General features: G+C 25.7%; 24 protein-coding genes. All 24 read right to left on the bottom strand.

Features of this window, described 5'->3' with window-relative positions; genetic code table 11:
• Position 1: 1 nt before the first annotated feature.
• Positions 2–3,382 carry a helicase HerA domain-containing protein gene (locus FVE73_RS04145; protein WP_018498161.1) on the bottom strand — a complete coding sequence of 1,127 codons (3,381 nt, stop codon included), beginning with the start codon at positions 3,380–3,382 and terminating at the stop codon, positions 2–4.
• Between the two features lie 29 nt (positions 3,383–3,411).
• A complete protein-coding gene (locus tag FVE73_RS04140; RefSeq protein WP_018498160.1) occupies positions 3,412–4,041 on the bottom strand; it encodes a hypothetical protein in 630 nt (209 codons plus the stop codon).
• A 162-nt stretch (positions 4,042–4,203) separates the two neighbouring features.
• Entirely contained in the window at positions 4,204–4,896 is a 693-nt protein-coding gene (locus FVE73_RS04135) for a hypothetical protein (RefSeq protein WP_018498158.1), read from the bottom strand.
• A 45-nt stretch (positions 4,897–4,941) separates the two neighbouring features.
• A complete protein-coding gene (locus tag FVE73_RS04130; protein WP_018498157.1) occupies positions 4,942–5,583 on the bottom strand; it encodes a hypothetical protein in 642 nt (213 codons plus the stop codon).
• Positions 5,584–5,811: 228 nt separating this feature from the next.
• The gene (locus FVE73_RS04125; protein WP_018498156.1) at positions 5,812–6,306 is read right to left on the bottom strand and encodes a hypothetical protein; all 495 of its coding nucleotides are present in this window, start codon (positions 6,304–6,306) and stop codon (positions 5,812–5,814) included.
• A gap of 186 nt (positions 6,307–6,492) precedes the next feature.
• A complete protein-coding gene (gene gltX / locus FVE73_RS04120) occupies positions 6,493–8,013 on the bottom strand; it encodes a glutamate--tRNA ligase (protein WP_018498155.1) in 1,521 nt (506 codons plus the stop codon).
• Between the two features lie 1,022 nt (positions 8,014–9,035).
• The gene (locus FVE73_RS04115) at positions 9,036–9,743 is read right to left on the bottom strand and encodes a hypothetical protein (RefSeq protein ID WP_175284475.1); all 708 of its coding nucleotides are present in this window, start codon (positions 9,741–9,743) and stop codon (positions 9,036–9,038) included.
• A gap of 4 nt (positions 9,744–9,747) precedes the next feature.
• Entirely contained in the window at positions 9,748–10,008 is a 261-nt protein-coding gene (locus tag FVE73_RS04110; protein ID WP_018498152.1) for a hypothetical protein, read from the bottom strand.
• 27 nt (positions 10,009–10,035) lie between these two features.
• Complete coding sequence (locus FVE73_RS04105) at positions 10,036–11,688, bottom strand: AAA family ATPase (RefSeq protein WP_146997833.1); 1,653 nt, start codon at positions 11,686–11,688, stop codon at positions 10,036–10,038.
• A 234-nt stretch (positions 11,689–11,922) separates the two neighbouring features.
• Positions 11,923–13,587, bottom strand: a complete 1,665-nt coding sequence (locus tag FVE73_RS04100; protein ID WP_146997832.1) for an AAA family ATPase — start codon at positions 13,585–13,587, stop codon at positions 11,923–11,925.
• 128 nt (positions 13,588–13,715) lie between these two features.
• Positions 13,716–14,105 carry a hypothetical protein gene (locus FVE73_RS04095; RefSeq protein ID WP_018498742.1) on the bottom strand — a complete coding sequence of 130 codons (390 nt, stop codon included), beginning with the start codon at positions 14,103–14,105 and terminating at the stop codon, positions 13,716–13,718.
• An 84-nt stretch (positions 14,106–14,189) separates the two neighbouring features.
• Positions 14,190–14,405, bottom strand: a complete 216-nt coding sequence (locus FVE73_RS04090; protein WP_018498741.1) for a hypothetical protein — start codon at positions 14,403–14,405, stop codon at positions 14,190–14,192.
• A gap of 4 nt (positions 14,406–14,409) precedes the next feature.
• Entirely contained in the window at positions 14,410–14,541 is a 132-nt protein-coding gene (locus FVE73_RS11025) for a hypothetical protein (protein WP_018498740.1), read from the bottom strand.
• A gap of 149 nt (positions 14,542–14,690) precedes the next feature.
• Positions 14,691–15,653, bottom strand: a complete 963-nt coding sequence (locus tag FVE73_RS04085; RefSeq protein WP_018498739.1) for a hypothetical protein — start codon at positions 15,651–15,653, stop codon at positions 14,691–14,693.
• 24 nt (positions 15,654–15,677) lie between these two features.
• Positions 15,678–16,421 (bottom strand): hypothetical protein, encoded by a 744-nt coding sequence (locus tag FVE73_RS04080; protein WP_018498738.1) that lies wholly within the window; start codon positions 16,419–16,421, stop codon positions 15,678–15,680.
• 147 nt (positions 16,422–16,568) lie between these two features.
• Positions 16,569–17,024 carry a hypothetical protein gene (locus FVE73_RS04075; protein ID WP_018498737.1) on the bottom strand — a complete coding sequence of 152 codons (456 nt, stop codon included), beginning with the start codon at positions 17,022–17,024 and terminating at the stop codon, positions 16,569–16,571.
• A 77-nt stretch (positions 17,025–17,101) separates the two neighbouring features.
• Positions 17,102–17,260 (bottom strand): hypothetical protein, encoded by a 159-nt coding sequence (locus FVE73_RS04070; RefSeq protein WP_018498736.1) that lies wholly within the window; start codon positions 17,258–17,260, stop codon positions 17,102–17,104.
• Between the two features lie 47 nt (positions 17,261–17,307).
• Complete coding sequence (locus FVE73_RS04065; RefSeq protein ID WP_018498735.1) at positions 17,308–17,490, bottom strand: hypothetical protein; 183 nt, start codon at positions 17,488–17,490, stop codon at positions 17,308–17,310.
• Between the two features lie 1,010 nt (positions 17,491–18,500).
• Positions 18,501–18,731, bottom strand: a complete 231-nt coding sequence (locus FVE73_RS04060) for a hypothetical protein (protein WP_018498733.1) — start codon at positions 18,729–18,731, stop codon at positions 18,501–18,503.
• A gap of 81 nt (positions 18,732–18,812) precedes the next feature.
• A complete protein-coding gene (locus tag FVE73_RS04055) occupies positions 18,813–19,376 on the bottom strand; it encodes a hypothetical protein (RefSeq protein ID WP_018498732.1) in 564 nt (187 codons plus the stop codon).
• A gap of 1 nt (position 19,377) precedes the next feature.
• The gene (locus FVE73_RS04050; protein ID WP_018498729.1) at positions 19,378–19,668 is read right to left on the bottom strand and encodes a hypothetical protein; all 291 of its coding nucleotides are present in this window, start codon (positions 19,666–19,668) and stop codon (positions 19,378–19,380) included.
• The gene (locus FVE73_RS04045; protein ID WP_018498728.1) at positions 19,665–20,267 is read right to left on the bottom strand and encodes a zeta toxin family protein; all 603 of its coding nucleotides are present in this window, start codon (positions 20,265–20,267) and stop codon (positions 19,665–19,667) included. Before FVE73_RS04045 ends, FVE73_RS04050 begins: the two co-directional genes overlap by 4 nt.
• Complete coding sequence (locus FVE73_RS04040; RefSeq protein WP_018498727.1) at positions 20,267–20,440, bottom strand: hypothetical protein; 174 nt, start codon at positions 20,438–20,440, stop codon at positions 20,267–20,269. The genes FVE73_RS04045 and FVE73_RS04040 overlap by 1 nt, the downstream gene beginning before the upstream one ends.
• Before the next feature lie 40 nt (positions 20,441–20,480).
• Positions 20,481–20,897, bottom strand: a complete 417-nt coding sequence (locus FVE73_RS04035) for a YjdF family protein (protein ID WP_018498726.1) — start codon at positions 20,895–20,897, stop codon at positions 20,481–20,483.
• Positions 20,898–21,157 lie beyond the last annotated feature (260 nt).

The raw sequence follows: 21,157 nt of genomic DNA, 5'->3' as shown, positions 1-21,157 counted from the left end.
TTTACTCATCTCCTTTTCCTAATTTTTCCATCCAAATTTTTTTTATTTTTAAAGGGTTTTCTACATCTATTTTTTCATCCGTGATTTCTTCTGATAAAAATTCTATTATATTTTTCTCTAATTCTTCTACTCTATTAACTTCTTCTAGTTTATGCTTTTTCTTAATAAAATATTTTTCTTTTAAATATTTTACTAATAGATTTTTTTCATTTTCTGTTGCAATTCTTATATTTTTTACATATTCTCTATTAGCTTTTTTAAAAATATTTGATCTATCTCTTATATCCCTTATAGAAAAATTTTCCAATGCTGCATACATATTTTTGAAACTACTTAGCAAGTCACTTCTGCTAAATTCTATAATAGTTTTCATTTCCTCAAAAGTCGGCTCCCTATCAAAAATATTACTTTCTGAAAATATTTCTCTTCTATAATTTTCTCTATAGTAATTAATGCAACTATTTTTCAATATTTGTTCATCTACTTCTTCATCCGAAGTTGTATTTGTCAATAATTTTATTTGAACTTGTACTGCTTTTGACCATCCTTGAGAAAAAACAACTGCTCTTCCTGTTGGCAAACTAGATAAAAATTCTTTTTGTTCTTTTTCCAAAATCATTGTATTTCCAACCGATTCTTTATCATCTTCTGCAAACAATTTATGAATTATTTTTGTATTCGTATTTTTCAACACTTCAGGAGTTAATTTATTCGGAATTTGATCAGCAATTATTAACGATTCTCCATATTTTCTAACTTCAGCAAGCATGTCAGCAAAAATTTCCACACCTTGTTTTTTATTAACCGAATCTCCTGGCTCAAATTTACTAAGTAGTCTATGTGCTTCTTCAATCAATGTAATATGTTTAAAATGTTTATTTTCTTTATATTTTGCTCTTAATGCTTCTCTTAAATTCGTCATTATAAGTCCCATTACAAAAGATTTTTCTCCAGTATTTTTTACTTCTTCTATTTCTAAAACAACTTTTTTATCTAATAATCCCACAAAATCAATACTTCTCGGTGTATTTAACATAAGTCCTTTTGAACCTAGAGTCAAACTTTGTAATCTAGCTTTTATTGAACCAATATAGTCTTTTTTCAATCTTTCATCAAATCCTTGTTTCTCAGCTACAGCATCCACTTTTTTCAATATATCATTGAATGTAGGAAATGCGTAAACATCATCTGCAAATGGATTTTCAAATTTTGTATTCTTATTCGTATTTACATTCCAACCATAATCTTTGTAACATTCATATATTGTTGATTCAATTAATTGTGGTATAGCTGCTTCCATATCAAATGAGGCTTCAATAGCAGCTTTTATCATATCTACTCTCGAAGTTAAACTTTCGTGTGGAAAAAACTCGAATGGATTCAATCTAAATGGTGCAATATTATCTTGACCTAAAGTAAAAATTACCATATCTTCTGTTTTTTTACTAAGTTTCATAATTCTATATTCTGTTTTAGCTGGTTCCACTACCAAAAATGGCATTCCACTTTCAAGCAAAATTCTTTGGCAAGTAGTAGTTTTACCTGTTCCTGTTACTCCAGCAACAAAAATATGTTTATTCAAATCTTTTTTATCAATATTTACTTCTGAATTTTCTAATATTTTCCCACTTTGTACTAAATTTCCTAGTTCCAATGGTTCTTTCATTTTTTCATCAGTTGTATTTAATCCAAATTCCACTTGTTTTGTTACTTTTAATCCGTTTACTTCTTTTCTAGGAAGTCCTGCAATCAACGATAATTCTTTTGATGAATAAAAATCATTAACAAATCCATTTCCTATTTCTATCGAATTTACAGTATAAAACTCATCTTTTTCAATATCATTTTGAATTTTATTCATTTGAAAATTAACTAAATTATTTATTATTTTTTTATCTTTCACATTATCTAATCTATAATATTCCAATGGTCTTTTATTCCCTTTTTTCCCAGAAGATAATGATTTCAATGTATTTCCCAATTTAAGCAAAGTTGCAGAATTATCAGCAAAAATATATGTATTTACTCTAAATAACCCTTTTCCTTTCCCATAATCAATTATTGGCAATAAAGTTTCATCAATGTATGAAATCCATGAATGAATTTCTTTTTTTATAATTTCAATATTTTCTGTTTCAGATGTTCCTGTACTAGAACCACTATTTTTAGTTGTACTGTTATTTTTTGTAGTTCCAATTGTCTTATTTTCCGAAGTTCCTGATGTTTTGCTAGTTGAAGTTCCAGTAGCTTTACTCAATGAAGTTCCTGATGTTCTACTTGTCGATGTTCCTTTAGCTTGGCTAAGGTTACTTCCTTCTGTGATTGTTTTACTTCCTCCTTCTGATTTATTTTTATTTGTTCCCCATGATGTTCCAGCACTTTCCCCTGTTGAAGATGATTTACTACTTGTAGAAGAACCATTACTTGTTCCTGTTGTCGTACTTTTACCTGTATTTTCTGTTTTGTTAGAACCCTCAGAGTTACCCCAGGTATTTCCAGTAGCTTTATTATAATTCGTTCCTTTTGTTTCACTTTCATTAGAACCTTTAGTATCACTAGCACTGCTTCCTTCTGTTTTTGTCTCACTAGATCCACTAGTCTCATTACTACTTTTACCTTTTGCTGTACTCTCACTAGTCCCACTTCCTACAGTAGCACTCTCCCCAGTATTGTTACTTTGATTTTCCCCCAATTGATAACTTCTCTTATGAACTGTATTATAATAATTATACTGTTTATAAATATCTTTCTCAATCTCTACAATTTCCTCTTTCTGAATCGGATTAGCATAAATCACAAGTCCAAATGTTCCTTGATTTCCCACGCTCATTATGTCAATTAATCTGTCAATTCCCTGAAAATCACTTCTATCTTCAGATTCATTTATTCCAGGATTTCCTTCAAAATATGCATATTTATTCCCTTGATTTCTTATAACCTTCAAAACTTCTTCTTTTTCATCAGAAATAATTTCTTTTATCTTACTTCCTCTAAAATTCCCTTCAATACTCGGCTTTAAAATCATATCCCCAACATCTTGCAATTCCAAAATACTATTACTCGAATCAATATAACTGTTTTTCGCAACCCCAAAATAAATCGAAACTTTTTCTTTCGTTCCTAAAATAATGTATAAAAAATTATTAAAACTATCCCTCAAAGCTCCCAAAACATTCTCAAAAGCCTCTCTTCTCGGTGCTTTCTCTTCTTCTTCATAAGTAATCTCATTAATTTTATAAAGTGCAATATCCCCAAAATTCTCTCCTAACAAATCAAAATCTGTCACTTCATAAATATCTGTAAACAAATCTTGTTTTTTTACTTCATTTACTAATTTTGAGTCAATTTCTTTTAAACTTTCTAGTAAAGTTTCTTTTTTCATATTTTTTTGCCTCCAATTTTTTAGAAATTTTAATAGATGTCTCCAAAATAATTTTTAACTTCAGCTGATTTTGCATTTTTTTCATAGATTAAATCTATTAAGAAGTTCATGAAATTTAATGTGTCATTTAAGTCTATTTTGAAAGTATAATATCCATTTCCTTTATCATTATTATTATCAGAATATTGATAATACCATCTCATTTTTAAATATATTTCTCCTGTTTTTTCTATTTTTAAATTATAATGCCCGTCAATAGAATACCATTTTGCATCACTATTATTCCCATGATAATTTGTATACTGATAATCATTATAATCATATGAACATCTCTCATTCTCCCAACCTAAAAACGACCCCTCATACACATAAGACATCGGCAACTCCCTTACAATATTATCCTCAGTCTCTTTCTCATTCGGCTTATCCCCATACTTTCTAAACTTAAATTTATAATTCGCTAACTCCTCTTTTGTTTTCCAAGTTTCTTTCAAAATATCTCTCAACGGAACTGCTCCACCCGAAATAAATCTCATTTTCAATAACTTCTCAATCCCACTTCTATCACTTATCGAATACAACAACTCCATAAATTTCTCATCATCTGTCAAATATTCTTCTGCATTCTCCCTCAAATAATCTACATTTAACTGCACCACTTTAATGCCTTAGTACTCTCATCATTCATTGTCTCAACTTCTTGCACATCTTCAATCACAATAATATCATCACTCATTAGTTTTCTCTCCTTAATTTTAAAATTTTCTTTTCATCATTTTCCTAAAAACTAAATATTATCTATATTTTGAAAATAAATTATATCAATAAATATCTTCAAAATAATTCTTCAAATTATCCGCCTTCACATTTTTCTCATAAATTATATCAATCAAAAAATTCATAAAATTTTCAGTGTCATCTGCATCTATTTTGAAAGTGTAATAGCCGTTTCCACTTCCATTACTAACAAAAAACCATCTCATTTTTAAATATATTTCTCCTGTTTTTTTTATTTTTAAATTATAATGTCCATCATTTGATACCCATCTGCAATTTCCAAAACTTCCTTTTATACTATTTCCAATTCCTATCCATTGATATTTACTTAGATCCATCGTACATCTCTCATTTTCCCAACCTCTAAAACTCCCCTCCAAAACATCTGACATCAATAACTCCCTCACAATATTATCTTCCGTCTTTTTCTCTTCAGGTTTATCCCCATATTTTCTAAATTTCACTTTATAATTTGCCAATTCTTCTTTAGTCTTCCCACTTCTCCACAAAATATCCCTTAATGGTACTGCTCCGCCTGATAAAAATCTCATCTTTAATAATTTTTCTACTCCGCTTCTATCACTTATTGAATATAGCAAATCCATAAATTTTTCATCATCTGTCAAATATTCCTCAGCATTTTCTTTCAAATATTCCATATCTAATTGAATTACTTTTAACGGATTATTACCATTTTCTTTTACTGTTTCAGCTTCTATAATTTCTTTATCACTCATATTCTTATCCTTTCTCACATTTTACATTATTATTATGCAATCTTGCTAAAAAATATCTCCAAAATAGCATTTCAATTTATTTTCTTTAACATTTTTCTCATAAATTATATCTATCAAAAAATTCATAAAATTTAAAGTATCATCAATATCTATTTGAAAAAAATATTCTGATGAATCCCCACAAGTCATATCAAAATACAATTCCCAACTCTTATCCAATTTCAAATTAAAATTATCAGGCGACCGCCAAGTTCCATTCCCCACATACCTTTCACCTGACCAAACTCCAAAAGTTCCTAAAAAGATAGCCGCCATTGATAATTCTCTTACCACATTATCCTGCGTAGTTTTTTCATTCTCTCCAATTCCATATTTTCTAAATTTTACTATATATTCTTTTAACTCTTCCTTATTTTTCCCGCTTCTCCACAAAATATCTCTAATTGACACTCCTTTTCCTAATAAAAATCTCATTTTTAATACTCTCTCTACACCACTTCTGTCAGCCATTGAATAAAGTAAATCCATATATTTCTCGTCATCTTCAAAATATTCTTTTACATTATTTTTTAAAAATGGCACATCTAATTGAAGTTTTTTTAGTACACCATCATTATTTTTGTCGAACTTTTCCACATCAGATGACTCTCTTACTATAATTTCATCTTCGATTATAATATCTTCCATTTCATATTCTCCTCTTTTGCTTCTCTATAATTAACCATTTAACAGTAAATTTGTTATAAATTTTTATTTAATAATTTATAATTTTTTTATTACTAAATAAATAACTCTAGTTTTATTATACCATACAAAATTTGAAAAACCATTTTAATTATAAAATTTTCAAAAAAAAACTGTAAATGAAAATTAATTCAAATACAGTTTTTTATTTTATAATAAACTTGAAAAAATTTATTCATAATTCTTCAAAATATCTTTTAAGTTTTCAGGAGCATAGAGATAAACACTTATAAAAGTATGATCTAACATTCTATATATCTCAATTATTTTTTTTGAATTATACAATATTAATGCTCCTTTGTACTCTTTTACATTCAATTTCTCTTTTAAAACTTTACTCGCATTCTTTTTATAATCTTCGATTATTTTCGTATGTTCCTCATCCGTCGTAACCGAATCAAAAACTGCCGAAAATAATTTATTTTCAGAAAAAGCGAAGCTATTTAATTGCCTTTTTATGCCTAATGGATCTTCTATATTTTTATAATAGTAGACAGCATAATTTCCATCATCGTGCGAATCTGACAACGGCTCACTTTTTATAATATTTTTCAATTCTTTTGGAGAAATCCCAAAATTGATTTTATTCGTAACTTTTGCATTAACACTTTCTGCAAATACAGTCGTTGAAAATAACATCATCATAAATAATAAGAATTTTTTCATTTTATCACTCCTAATAAATTATTTTTAAAATTAATTCAACATAAGTATACCGCATAAAAAGTAAAAATTCAAATAAAATATAATCTTTTCAGTTGTTCTAAAATAAAAAAAGAAATCCAAGATCAATGTCTCAAATTCCTTTTTTTATATTCTAAATTTTTCTAATTTTAATAACTTTCCAAAAAACTATTTAATTTTTTCTAAAGTATTTTGCACTCTCTTCAAAGTTCTCTCTTTCCCAATTGCTGCAATTACTGTATATAAATCAGCCCCTCTAGCTTTTCCAGTAACAACCGCTCTAAGTGGCATTAACACAGCTCCAGGTCCTTCTCCAATTTCATCTTGTAATTCATGTAAAACTTGTTTCGCTTCATCCTCTGAAATTTCTTCATTTAAAGCATCAATTTTTTCAATAAACAAATTAATTGCTTTTTTCCCAGTTTCAGTTTCTAGTGAATCTCTCAATTTTTTTACCGATTTTCTAGCTTTACTATTCATTCCTTCTTCAATAACTGGAAGCTCGAATTCATCTTCAAAATAAATTGAAGAATTCATTGGCAACTCTTTTAATGTATGTGAACCTTCTCTCGTAATTTCCACGATTCTTCTCAGTTTTTTATAATCTTCATCTGATAAGTTTTCGTCAGCATAATATCCAGCTTTCACGAAATACGGAATTGCTAATTTGGTCAATTCGTCTAAATTTTTCAATCTCATATGATGATTATTTACCCAACCTAATTTAACCAAGTCAAACACAGGCCCTCCAAGCGAGATTTTATCAAATGAAAAGTTTTCAATCATTTCTTCAATTGTAAAAATTTCTTTATTTTCTCCAAAACTCCATCCCATAAGCGCAAGAAAGTTTAGAAGTCCTTCTTTCAAATAACCTTCTTCTCTGTAATAATTCAACGAAACTGGATTTTTTCTCTTAGAAATTTTAGTTTTATCTGCATTTCTCAAAAGTGGCATGTGATACCATTTAGGCTCATCCCAACCAAACGCTTTGTACAATTGAATATGTTTAGGCGTAGATGAAATCCATTCTTCTGCTCTTATAACATGAGTAATTCCCATCAAATGATCATCCACAATATTAGCCAAATGATAAGTTGGAAATCCATCAGATTTTAACAATACTTGGTCATCAATTTTACTATTCTCAAATCTAATTTCTCCTCTTAATCCATCATTTACAATTGTTTCACCTTCATAAGGCATTTTAAGTCTAATAACATAAGGCTCACCAGCTGCCAATTTTGCTTCAACTTCTTCTTTTGACAAGTTTCTACAATGACCGTCATATCCAGGTGCTTGTTTCATCGCCACTTGTCTTTCTCTCAATTTTTGCAATCTATCTGGTGTACAGAAACAGTAATACGCTTCGCCTTTTTCCACCAGTTTTTTGGCATATTCTTTATATATTTCAAATCTTTCTGATTGTCTATAAGGACCTCTATCCCCACCAACATCTGGGCCTTCATCATAATTAAGCCCAAGCCACTTCATCGCATCAAAAATTTGTTGTTCCGAATCTTCAGAAAATCTAGTTCTATCTGTATCTTCAATTCTCAATAAAAAATCTCCACCATTATGTTTCGCAAATACATAATTAAAAAGCCCAATGTAGGCAGTTCCCACATGTGGATCTCCAGTTGGAGACGGTGCTATTCTAACTCTTACTTTTTTATTATCACTGTTTGACATTTTTTCTCTTTTTCTCCTATCTATTTGTTATTCTTTTTATATTATATAATAAAATAAATTATTGTGCAACAACTATTGTGCAAATTCCAAATTTATTGGGTTTTTATGTATAAAGTAATTTAAAATCTAAAAAATTTAATCATTAATCTTATCTTTATAGAATATATAAAAAGAAGAACTAACTTAAAAAAAACAATATTTTGAATTTGAAAAGCAATTTAAATCAGAAGAAAAAAATACACTCTATGAATACATTCTCATTTGCTATCACTTATTTCTTTAATAATTTTTTGACATATATTATGATCTCTTACTTTAATATTTACATGATCTTGATAACCACGAAACTTAAAAATTGTATCCCAGCTTTCACAATTATTATTATAGAATACAATTTTTTCATTTTTATCATTGTAAAAATAATATTTTTCATCAAAAGAAATATCATAAGGATAGGTTTTTTTAAAAATATTTGAAAAATTTAACTCCTTTAGGAAAATATTTTTTAAATCTTTAGAATATACAATTTTCTTGCCATTTTCTGAGTAATAAATTTTTGAATTTTTTATTTTATTCCTAAAAATAGAAACTTCTTTATAGTATGATAACACTACTGAAGTATAATAAAGAAAATATATTCCAATAAATAAATAAAATATAAGAATTATTATTTTTTCTAAATTTTTTAAAAGAAATATTTCTTTTAAATTAATTATTTTGAAATCTAAATTTTTCAAATAAAAACTATCACTTATTATATATATTATAAAAATAGCGATAAAAAAAGGAAAAAATTTAAATTTTATAAAGAATACTATAAAGATTATTATTAAAATACAAAGTAATATTTTTTCTTACACATCTCAATTTCTCCTTCTATTTGAATTTTAAACTTTTTCTGACAGTTCTTCCATAACTTTCTTATTTCTTTTTTCCATTAATTCATTTACATCTACTTTTCTAGTATAAATGCATTGTTTTTCTACTTCTTTCATTTCGTTTTATTATAAACGTTCTCTCACCTAAAAATTTTCTTTAAAGTTTTCAAACATTTTCTGAACTTCATTATCATTATAAATATTTTTATAGGCATCAACTATAATTTCAAGTTCTTTCAAAAAATCTTCTTTAGAAATTATTTCTACATTTTCTTTTTCTCTTTCATTTTTATATTTTTTTGAAATTAATATTTCTGCTTCTTCCTTTGTTATGAAATCATTTATATTTTTTTCTAATAATCCATTTAAGAAACTAATACCTGTACTATTTTTTAATGCTATTATTAAATCCCAATTATAGTATTTTATTTTTATTTTTTCTTTATTTTTTGAAATTTCAAACTTCATATCATAAGCAACTGATTCTCCAAAAAAATCTTTTCTTTTTTCTTTAAATTCAAATACTCTTTTAGATAAAAAATTTTTTAATATTTTTTTTCCGAGTAAATATGAAAAAAATTTCTTTTTAATATTTATATCCCAATAGGTAATTTCTTTTTTCAAAAAGTTTATAGTTCCTAAGTTATATCTATTTTCTTCAAAATTATAATTCAACAAAAAATTTCTTAAATTATCTCTAGTAAATATATTTTTAATATCTAAATTTATTTTATAATTTTTAGCCTCATCAATAAATTTAGTATAATTTACAAATTCTTGCTCAATAAAACTTATTAAATTACTATAGCAATGGATATTTTCTAAATAATATGTTAAAAAATAATGAAACATTTCCTCATATGTATAATAAACCCTTTCCTCGTAATCTCCATAAAAAATTCCTATATAATATAGAAGTTTCTCCATCTATTTCGTTAAAACCGCTATTTATTAAAACAGAATCATAGTCACCATATCCTTGCCCCGAACCATTAATATAAAATCCATCTAAAATATTAGGAAAATTCCCTATATAATCTACAACTTTAACAAAAAGTTCATATTTATTCATTTTTAAGTTTTCAAAATAATTATCTTTTATTTTTTTTAAGCCCACTTTTATTTCCCACCTTTACTTAAACCTCTATTTAAAAACAACCTTCACTTCTTTCCCATGAAATGCAACCCCAATCTTCAAAATATTCTTTATCCCTCTTGCCTTCAGTTTCGTATCATATTTCTTCTCATCAATCTGCTTCAACGCCTTCTGTGCTTTCTCTTCCATCCCCTTTTTCGTCTTCGATATTTTAAATTCCATAAGGTAAGCTTTCTCGTTACTTTTTATTGGAATCATCGCAAGGTCATATCTTCCATATCCACTTTCATTATTTGAAATAATCTCATATTTCCCCATTAAAAATCCAACAAGCCCTATCATAAAAACCTGATAAATTTTTTCCATTTCCTTATCCAAGTCAAAATGACTCAGCATATTTATCATTATTTCTCCCAATGTTTTCTCAAATTTCTTAATATCTCCATTTTCAAGTGCTTTTATCAAAATGTTAGTTTTTACTTCTGTTCCAAAAAATCTGTTCAAGAACATATTCCCAAAATATTTTCGTATTTCCTTGTTTGGTATCTTTAAATTATAAATATTTGAATCGGATTCTTTTTCCTGATTTTTAGCTTTTGTCAAATATCCGCTATATAAAAGTAATTGCCATATCTCATCGTCGTTACTTAAAAGACTTTTTATCGTTGTTCCATCTGAAATATATTTTTCAATACTTTCTCCATCAGTAAATCGTTTTAAATCATCATAAACACTTTCCCCAGCATGATCAAGCATATTCTCTAAAAGCGTATTTCCCGAAACATTTGCCCAATATGCCTTGATTTCTCCATTGTCAATATAATTTACAATAGACCATGGATTGTACACTTCACTTTCTCCAAATAAATATCCATTATACCATTCTTTAACTTCTTCAATTTTGTATTTCATGCCAAAGTAATCAAGCATTTCAATTACCTCACCTTCAAGAAGTCCAAAATATTCTGAATATTTTTTATCCAATATCGTATCTACTTTTAAATTATTTAAACCTGAAAATATTCCTTCCTTTATAATCCTTGTTATACCTGTCAAAACACCATATTTCAAGGAATTATTAGTCTTTAATGCTGGGCTGTAAAATGTTTGAAAAAAATTTATTGCTTCATTGTAGTATCCTTTATCAAAAGCATTTATTATTGGAGCATCGTATTCATCTATTAAAATTATGACTTTTTCTCCATAATACTTATAAAGACTATCTGCTAAAAATTTTAAAGACATTATGTAGTCTGCATCTTCTTTTTCATAAAGTACTTTTTCAAATTTTCTTTTATCCCATTCATTCATTTTTTCTCTAATATACTCAAATTCAGCATATAAATCAAAAATAAATAACTTCAATCTATTTAAGCATTCCTCCCAAGTATTTCCTTTTAAATCCTTCAGTGAAATGAAAATTACAGGATATTTCCCCTGTTCACTCATATATTCACTATTATATATTTTCAAATTTTCAAAAAGTTTTTTATTTTCTTCTTTATCTTTTACATCAAAAAAATATTTCAACATCGACATATTCAATGTTTTTCCAAATCTACGTGGTCTTGTAAAAAGTGTCACAGGAGCCCTGTTTATTAATAATTCCTCTATTAGTAACGTTTTATCTACATAATAGTAATCTTCGTTTATTATTCTTTCAAAATCTTCAATTCCCACAGGAACAGCTTTTTTTCTCATAAAATCACGCCCTCTTTTATTTTTTTATAACTTTATATTAATTATATCACAACCTGATATTTAAAATAAAGTCATTTAAATGTTCTGGGATATTTTAAAAACTCCTATATATTTTAATATAAAATTTTTTTCTACTTGTTTCAAAAATACTTCTTTTCTTTCTTTTTTATAATATTTCATAATTATATTTTTTAATTGTTCTAATTGCTTATTCATTATAATACCTTTAAACCTCTATTTAAAAACAACCTTCACTTCTTTCCCATAAAACGCAATCCCAATCTTAAAAATATTCTTTATCCCTCTTGCCTTTAGTTTCGTATCATATTTTTTCTCATCAATTTGCTTCAACGCCTTCTGTGCTCTCTCTTCCATCCCCTTTTTCGTCTTCGATATTTTAAATTCCATAAGATAGGCTTTTTCGTTACTTCTTATCGGAATCATCGCAAGATCGTATCTTCCATATCCGCTTTCATCATTTGAAATAATCTCATATTTCCCCATTAAAAATCCAACAAGCCCTATCATAAACACCTGATATATTTTTTCCATTTCCTTGTTTAAATCAAAATGGCTCAGCATATTTATCATTATTTCTCCCAATGTTTTCTCAAATTTCTTAATGTCTCCATTTTCAAGTGCCTTTATCAAAGTATTCGTTTTCACTTCTGTTCCAAAAAATCTGTTTAAGAACATGTTACCAAAATATTTTCTTATTTCCTTGTTTGGAATTCTCAAGTTATAAACATCTGTATATTCTGAAGTTACATCTATTTCCTTCTGCTTTTCATCCTTTGTCAAATATCCGCTGTATAAAAGTAATTGCCATATCTCATCGTCGTTACTTAAAAGACTATTTATCGTAGTTCCATCCGAAATATATTTTTCAATACTTTCTCCATCAGTAAACCGTTTTAAATCATCATAAACACTTTCTCCAGCATGATCAAGCATATTTTCCAGAAGTGTATTCCCTGAAACATTTGCCCAGTATGCCTTAATTTCTTTTTCTCTCACATAATTTACAATAGACCAAGGATTGTATACTTTACTTTCTCCAAAAATATACCCATTATACCATTCTCTAACTTCTTCGATTTTGTATTTCATATCAAAATACTCAAGCATTTCAATCACTTCGCTTTCAAGAAGTCCAAAATATTCTGAATAATCCTTACTTAAAATTGTATTCACATAAAGATTGTTTAAACCAGAGAATATTCCTTCCTTTATAATCCTTGTTATCCCTGTTAAAATACCATATTTCAAGGAATTATTAGTCTTTAACGCTGAACTGTAAAATGTTTGAAAAAAGTTTATTGCCTCATTGTAGTAACCTTTATCAAAAGCATTTATTATTGGAGCATCGTATTCATCTATTAAAATTATTACACTTTTTCTATAATATTCGTACAAATAATTTGATAGATTTTTAAGAGAATAAATCCAGTCAGCCTCTTCTTTTTCCATAACTATCTTTTCAAAATCATTTTTAAAAATAGGATTCAATTTATCCTTTAAATCATAAAATTCCATGTATAAGTTTTTTATATGTTTTTTTATCAATATAAAATTTTCTTCCCAGCTATTTCCTTTCAAATCTTTCATTGAAATGAAAATTACAGGATATTTCCCTTGTTCAACCATGTATTCACTATCATATATTTTTAAATTTTCAAAAAGCTTTTTATTTTCTTCTTTATCTTTTACATCAAAAAAATATTTCAACATTGACATATTCAATGTTTTTCCAAATCTACGTGGTCTTGTAAAAAGTGTCACAGGAGCCCTGTTTATTAATAATTCCTCTATTAGTAACGTTTTATCTACATAATAGTAATCTTCATTTATTATTCTTTCAAAATCTTCAATTCCCACAGGAACAGCTTTTTTTCTCATAAAATCACGCCCTCTTTTATTTTTTATAAATTTTAATATATTAATTATACCATAACCTGATATTTAAAATAAAGTCGTTTGAACACTCTGTAACGCTTTCTTTTTAAATTTAAGGATTTGAAATAATTCTATAAATTATTTATTTCGACTTCAAGATAACTGTTTATATCTCTCGGCATTTCTAAAAACTTCTTTTTTCCTAATAAAGCTTTTGTAAATTCTTCTATTGTACAACTCCAATCATCATAGTCTCCAAACCAATCTATAAAATCTACTCTGTCTTTGAATATAAAAAAATCTAATGTTTCTCCATAGCCCTCAACACATTCTTTTTCACCATTCTTTATTTTTTCTATTTCTTTTAGAAAATAGTCTATTCCCTCAGATTTTATTTCAGTTAATTTCCTACTAAGAAATACAGAATAACCTATATTATATTTTTCTCCGTTAATAATACTACAGAATTCTCCCCATAATTCTCCATTTTTACTTATATAATAATAGAATTTCATTTTCATTTTATACCTCCTTCATAAATAGGCTATCCTAATGTATGATTATAATTAATACATCCTTGTATTTGTACTCTTAATTCTAATTTTTTAAATATATATCATAATTTTTTCTTTATATTCCTTTAATTCTTCTTCTGTCATTTTATTCGGTATTTTTAACTTAGAAAATTCATTAACAAAATATTTAAATAAAAATCTATCTTTCATATTTAATATTTCTATCAAACGATTTTTGTCTTGTTCTTCGCAATATTTTTCTATAAATTTTCTTAATATTTCATATTCTTCTATCCAACCTTTCATAATGTTACCTCTTTTCTCTTAATATTAAATCTATTCTTGGATTTGGTAAAATATCCAATTTATCATATTTTATATCCATTTTATCAACAGGAAGCAATTGAAAAGCACCACCTTGACCATGTTCGGGATACGACACAGTAAACGGTTCTAACTCTTTTCCAGTATCTCCCTTAGTATACTGAATTAATTCCTGATTAGATTTTTCGTTTATGAAGGCTGTACTGTGATATATCTTGTTAGAAACTTTCTTGTGTTAAGCTACCTGTCGTAAAAATATATTTTTGTCTAAAAATTTTCTTTAAAGTTTTCAAACATTTCTTGAACTTCATTATCATTATAAATATTTTTATAGGCATCAACTATAATTTCAAGTTCTTTTAAAAAATCTTCTTTTGAAATTCTTTCTACATTCATTTCATCCCTGTTATCTCTATATCGTTCAAAATTTAATTTCTCACCTTTTAAACTTTTATTTTCAATATCAAAATTTTTCTCTTTGTATAAAAAGCCAACATTTCCAAAACTTTCATATTCTAAATCTTTTGAATAATATTCTATTTTAATATCATTTTCTATTTCTATTCTATATATTTCAGAATATTTTTCTTTTTCTTCAATTTGAAAATAATCAACTCCATTTATTCTAAAAATTCTCTTTTTGTTAAGCATAAATTCTTTTAATCTATCTTTTCCAAGAAGACAAGAAAAAAATTTCTTTTTTATATTAATATCCCAATAATTTATATATTTTGTATAACAATTAATAAACTCCAAATTATATTTATTTTCTTTCTCGTTATATTTTAATAAGAAATTTCTTAATTTATCTCTTTTAAATAAATTTTCTAAATCAACATTTATTCTAAAATTTTTAAATTTTTCCATATATTCTATATAATTATGCAATTCTTGTTCAACAAAACTTATTAAGTTAGCATAATTAGCGATATTTTCAAAATAGTAAATTAAAAAATAAGAAAAAAGTTCTTCATAACCATAATAAACTCTAATTTCACTATCAGAATTATACTCAGAAATATATAATGCTGTTTCATCGGTTTCATTCCAGCCATTATTAATATACATACCCTGATCTTCAACTATTGTAGTTTTTGTTGAATTATCTTCGTATATATTTGAAACTACATATGGAAAATTTCCTATTTCCTTAATCAATTTTACTAAAAAATCATATTTACTTATTTTTAATATTGAATAACTATCGGTTCTTATTTTTTTGATTTTCATGTCTTTTCACTTTCTTTTTCCTATTTAATTTCCGTGAAAATAGTACCCATCTATTTCTATTCCCCCTGTTGAAGCATCAAATTTTATATTAACTCTTATTTTTTGATTATTAATTTTTATATCCAAATGGACATTGTAATTTGGATTACTATATGCTCGTTGAATATCATTTGGTGTTATAACATTTTTAACTTCATTAATAACTTGTTTAGTTAAATCTTCCGTTTTGTATATCCTAGTGTCGTATACTGTTTTAGGATTTTTTACAAATTCTCTATATTCCACAACACCATTATTCTGTTCTGTTGCTTGGGCAGAATTTCTTCTTGGTACTCTATATTTAACGCTCTTAACTCCATTACTTACTTCTTTAACATTAAATTGTATTTCAGGATGCTCTTTTAAAATATTTTTCATACATTCTATTGTATGGCAACCAAAAATAGGACTATTTTTATATCTGCTTTCCATTCTTAATTCCCAAGTTTCGTTATGATTATTTATTTTATTTTCATTAGCAGTAACTTTAATGTCACTCTTTCTAATCAAAGTATAACCTGGTGTCATTCCGTTATTCAACTCAACATTATAAATATTATTTTGATTTTCAGATATTCGTTTCACAGAAGTTACAGTATTATTTACGCTCCACTCATTACCTCTACCTAATGTATAATTACCCTCAGAATTTTTCACTGCTGTTCTTGGAATTTCTGGTTTAAATTTCCAATTTGATTTTTCTGAATTTAATGTGTAACTTTTTTTCACTGTAGATCTATGTAAATTATTTAAACTGCTATGAGTCCTATTATTAATATTTCCTATAGATTCAGATCCTTCTTCAAGAACTGTCGCTCCTTTTCTTGTAGCGACGATTATGTTATTTTTTATTATGTGTAAAAAAAATTTTAATATTTAACTTTGTAATTTAGATAAAATTTCTCTATATCTTTTTATTACTTCATCTTCTGTCAAAAACTGAGTTCCATTTAATTTATTATGTTCTTTCGATATAATTTCATTTTTACTTATATCATTATTTTGTATTATTTTTTTTAATTTCTTTTTAAAATTTTTCCATATTTTTTTATTATCACGAATCATTTCCAATATCATGTTAATTGAAAATATATCTAGATATTTTAAATCTTTTTCAAACGCACTTATTGTTTTATCCAAAAGATGATTATCTTCTAAAGTTTTAGTTAATATATATAGAATATTCCAGTACTTATCATATTTTAAGTTTATATTCTTTATTTCGCTCATTTTTGATAATATTTTTTCTACTTTTTCTTTTAACCATTTTCTTTCTTCTTTTTTTGAAATATTAAATTTCATATATTGATCAAGATATTCTTCCCTTTGCATATGAAAATAACTTCCATTATAATATAAAAATATTTTTTTTGCTTCATTATAGTCTTTTATAATTGTTTCACCACTTTCTAGAAATCTCTATCTTTTATAAACTTAAAACCATTATCTTTTAAAAAATTTACTTCTTTTTGAAAATACCCACTTGCTTTCATAGGATCATGTGAAAAATAAAAAATTTTCCTTTGCTGTAATTGCTGTTCTAAAAATTTTTTGTTTATTTTCCACATATTCGATTCTCCAACTTTATTTACTGCTTCATTCTAGCCGCTATCTCCTAATATGTATGTTTATTACCAGCAGCCTTTATATAAGAAATTCCATCTTGATTGTATATTCCTAACATTACACTTGTACTATTAGCATTTTTAGTTGCTTTTTCTGTATAATTCTGATATATTGAATTACTACCATTCATTTTATTAATTATTTTTTGTGCTACTGGAGTTTCTGTTAACATTTTTTCTACAGTTCCAGCACCACCAAATGTTTCTAATCCAAGAGGAGCTCCAATTAAAATTACATTTGTAAGTCCCCATATATTTGTTCACTTATCACAATTTTTTTGGTTAGCTTTACAATCTTTAAGTTGACTTTCTGAAACATCTCTAAAACCTTTTCCTGTTGAATATGATGTACTAGCAATCTAAGTTTGTTTAAAAGTATCATTTTAAAAGCCCATATAACATCCATATAGCTTGAAAAATCGATTTTTGGTAAAAATTTTAATGCCTTAAATGAAAATTTTGACTTGTAGGGTTATATGGGCGAATTTAATATAACTAAAATTTTTTGTATTAACTATTTGGAATGTATGAAAAATGTGAGAAAAAATGATATTTTTACTTTATATCAGAAATTTTGGGCATATTCTCTTTCTTAATTTATTTATTTACTTAATAAAAAAATACCTATCAAATCTATTAACAAAAATAAAAAATCATATCTATTTTTATTTTTATTATTTTTCACTAAAACAGAAAAATAATTATAACAACATTAATAATAAACATATTAGTTAATTTATTTATATTTATATTTATTTTCCAAAATAAAATGTATATTAATAATCCAAAATTAGCTAACAATATTGTTTCTATTTTTTTTAACATATTTTACTCCTTTTTAATAATTTATTACATCCATAAAATATTATTCAAATCTGTAAACAAATAAATTAAAATTAAATTTATTATAATACAATAGATAATATATATTAAATATTTTATAATATTTTTTAAAATTAAATTATTTTGCTTATCATAAAAAGGAATAACAAAAAATATTATTATTATTTTTAATATAAACATTAATATTATTGCAAATAATAATTTAAAAAAATTTAAGAATAAATAATAGATTAATAATCCAGAATCTAAAGATAGAATGTAAAAACAGAATAAGACATTTATGATTATAAAATGTAAATCTAAAAAAAATATTAATTTCTTCAAACTATTTAGTTTCATTTTATTTCCCCCAATTAAATAATTCATATATATCTATGATAGTTTTAACTAACTCATTTTCTAGTTCTGTTAATGAAATTCTACCGTTATTTTTATTTGCCCTTTTTTTTAGATTATCATAATTAGCTTGAATATATGCACCTAATTTTAAGTCTCCTAATCTATATCTTAGTTTTTTAGTCGTTTTATCAGTTGGTCCAGTTCCATATTTTTTCCATAAATCAATATCCAATTTATGATCCCTTTTAGCAGCAGATTGTAACTATAGTTCCTAATAATAATTTTTTTATTTCACTTTTTTATCTAAAACTTTTTACCAATCTTTCATCAATTCTAAAAAGAAATTTTTAGAAATTTCTTTCGTATCATCAAAACTTGTAACGGCAAAAGCATTGTCATTAATTTTTTTTATAATTTGATTCAATTTAATTTTTTTACTCCCATATTCAAATTTGTTAGAATATGTATTTTTATTTATTTTAACTAAATTTTCTTTTTTTGCAAATTCTTCAAAATTTTCATTATAAATATGAATTGGTAGTAAAAGTGATTTTCCTAGATAATATCCAGATAATTCAAATGATTTTTTTTTATTCAATGTTTCATTAAGAAGACTATTATCACTATTCTTTAACCATAATCCTTCAGGTATAGAAATTTGTATTTTACTATTTCCAATCTCTATTTTTTTTTTGTTTTCACTAAGAATTAATGTATTTAATCTCTTATTATCACCATAATAATAAGGACTTTCAGGTTCGGGATAAGGTAATAAACCATCCCCCTGCATAGAAGCTATAACAAAAGCTGTTGTAAGACAGGAATTTAAACAGAAAATACTTACCAAAATCAATAATATAAACTTCAACTTTTTCATCTTAGTTACCTACTCTTTCTCTCAATTTTTTTAACTGTTCATTTATATTTTGAGATTTTTCTCTATTTATTTCAGGTTTTGGCATATTTAAACCTTCATCAGGATTGATATTCCTATATGGATTATTTCTTGGAAAATCTTTGTTCAACTGTTCTGTTAAGGCATTATCTCTCGCATTAAATAAATCCTTATCCATATCTTTTCCATAATCTGGATTTACTCTTGGAACATTCATAAGCATATCCTTTACATTTTCCTTTCTTTGATTAATTAATCTTTTTTGTTCTTTCAAAGCATTTTCATATTTTTCTCTCTATTTTCAATCACTTCTATAGCTTCTTTTGACCAATTAAAGTTTTTATCCTTATAAAAAATCTTATTATTCATAACCGAAAAAATATTTTTATATTTTTCAGAATTATCATAAAAATAGATTTCATCAAATTTTAAAATCACTTGTTTTAAATTTTCTAAAGATTCATAATACCTTTTTTCAACTATTTCATCAGCTATATTATGACCACCTTTTTCAACTCTATTTTTTATTCTTTTTTTTGCTATTTCAGGACTATTAACTCCAACATAAAATAATTGTAACTCATAACCTAATTTTTTTGCCTTGTCAATAGTTTTTAAAATAGTTTTCCCAGTTAAAGTTGTTTCCTCGTTAAATGATTTTCCATGTTTTAAGCAGTCATTTCTTATATTTATCGCCATTTTTGCTGCTTTTATTTGATCAGAATTATTCTTCCAATCTCCGATTTTTCTAACAATTTCATCTGTATTAATTCTTGTACTGTATTTTATATTATTGTCTAAATTTTCAGAATTATACAGAGTTGATTTTCCTGCTCCATTTACTCCCGCAAAAATATATAAAACTTTTTTCATTAAAACACACCTTTTTTTATCAATTCGTCTTGCTTTGTTTCCAAAATTAAATTAAACAATTTATTATAAAAAATTATATCTTCTTCTTTTTCCGAATTTGCCATTAATTCATTAATATCTTTTTGATTCAATTTCAATATAAATTCTTTTAAATTCTCTTTTTTTAAATCCACTTTTTCCTCCCAATATTTTTGACTAACAAATAAAAACTTTTTATTTCCCTTTATGTTTCTGTTTCTTTTTCTCCTGTTTCAATAAAAATTTTCTCTGTTTTTCAAGTTCTTTTTCTTGTTTTGTCTTTACTTTTCGTTCCTTTTTATTCTCTTCGTATTGTAATTTTAAAATTTCTTCTGATTTTTTCAAAAATTTTTTACTTTGAAGTTCTTTTTTTATTTCTCGTTGTCTCCGTTTTGGATTTTTTGCTTTCTCCCTAAAATTTGACTTCATTTCATTACTAAATCGAAGATTATAGAACTTTTTTAATATAAAATCATAAATTTCATATTCTTTAGGTTCTGAACCAAAAGTTACTTTACAAACTGACAAATTATCATTTTCAAAATTTTCAAAAATTCCTACCCAAAACGGATTTTCAAAAAAAAATGTCAATTTTCCTGAAATTTTTTTCATAATTTCAGCCTCCCTAAAAAAATTTATAATAAAGAATGGACAACCTAAGGAGGCAGGTTACTTACATTACTGCGTCTGGACTACCAACCAGAACTGTGTTTTTATCTCTATTTATATTTATCGACTTTTTACTTTTTTATCTTGCAACAAGAAGTAAAACTCTTTGCTAAATTATTTCCAAAAGTTCTTAAAGTGTTTTTTTTGCTTTTTTAGACACTCTTCATCCCTATACCCAAAACTTACCACTACAGAAACTCCAT

The organism is Leptotrichia wadei, from assembly GCF_007990545.2.
GTDB classification, from domain to species: Bacteria; Fusobacteriota; Fusobacteriia; order Fusobacteriales; family Leptotrichiaceae; genus Leptotrichia; species Leptotrichia wadei.
Note: the sequence above shows the minus strand (reverse complement) of the source record. Positions and strands in the feature narration are given on the sequence as shown.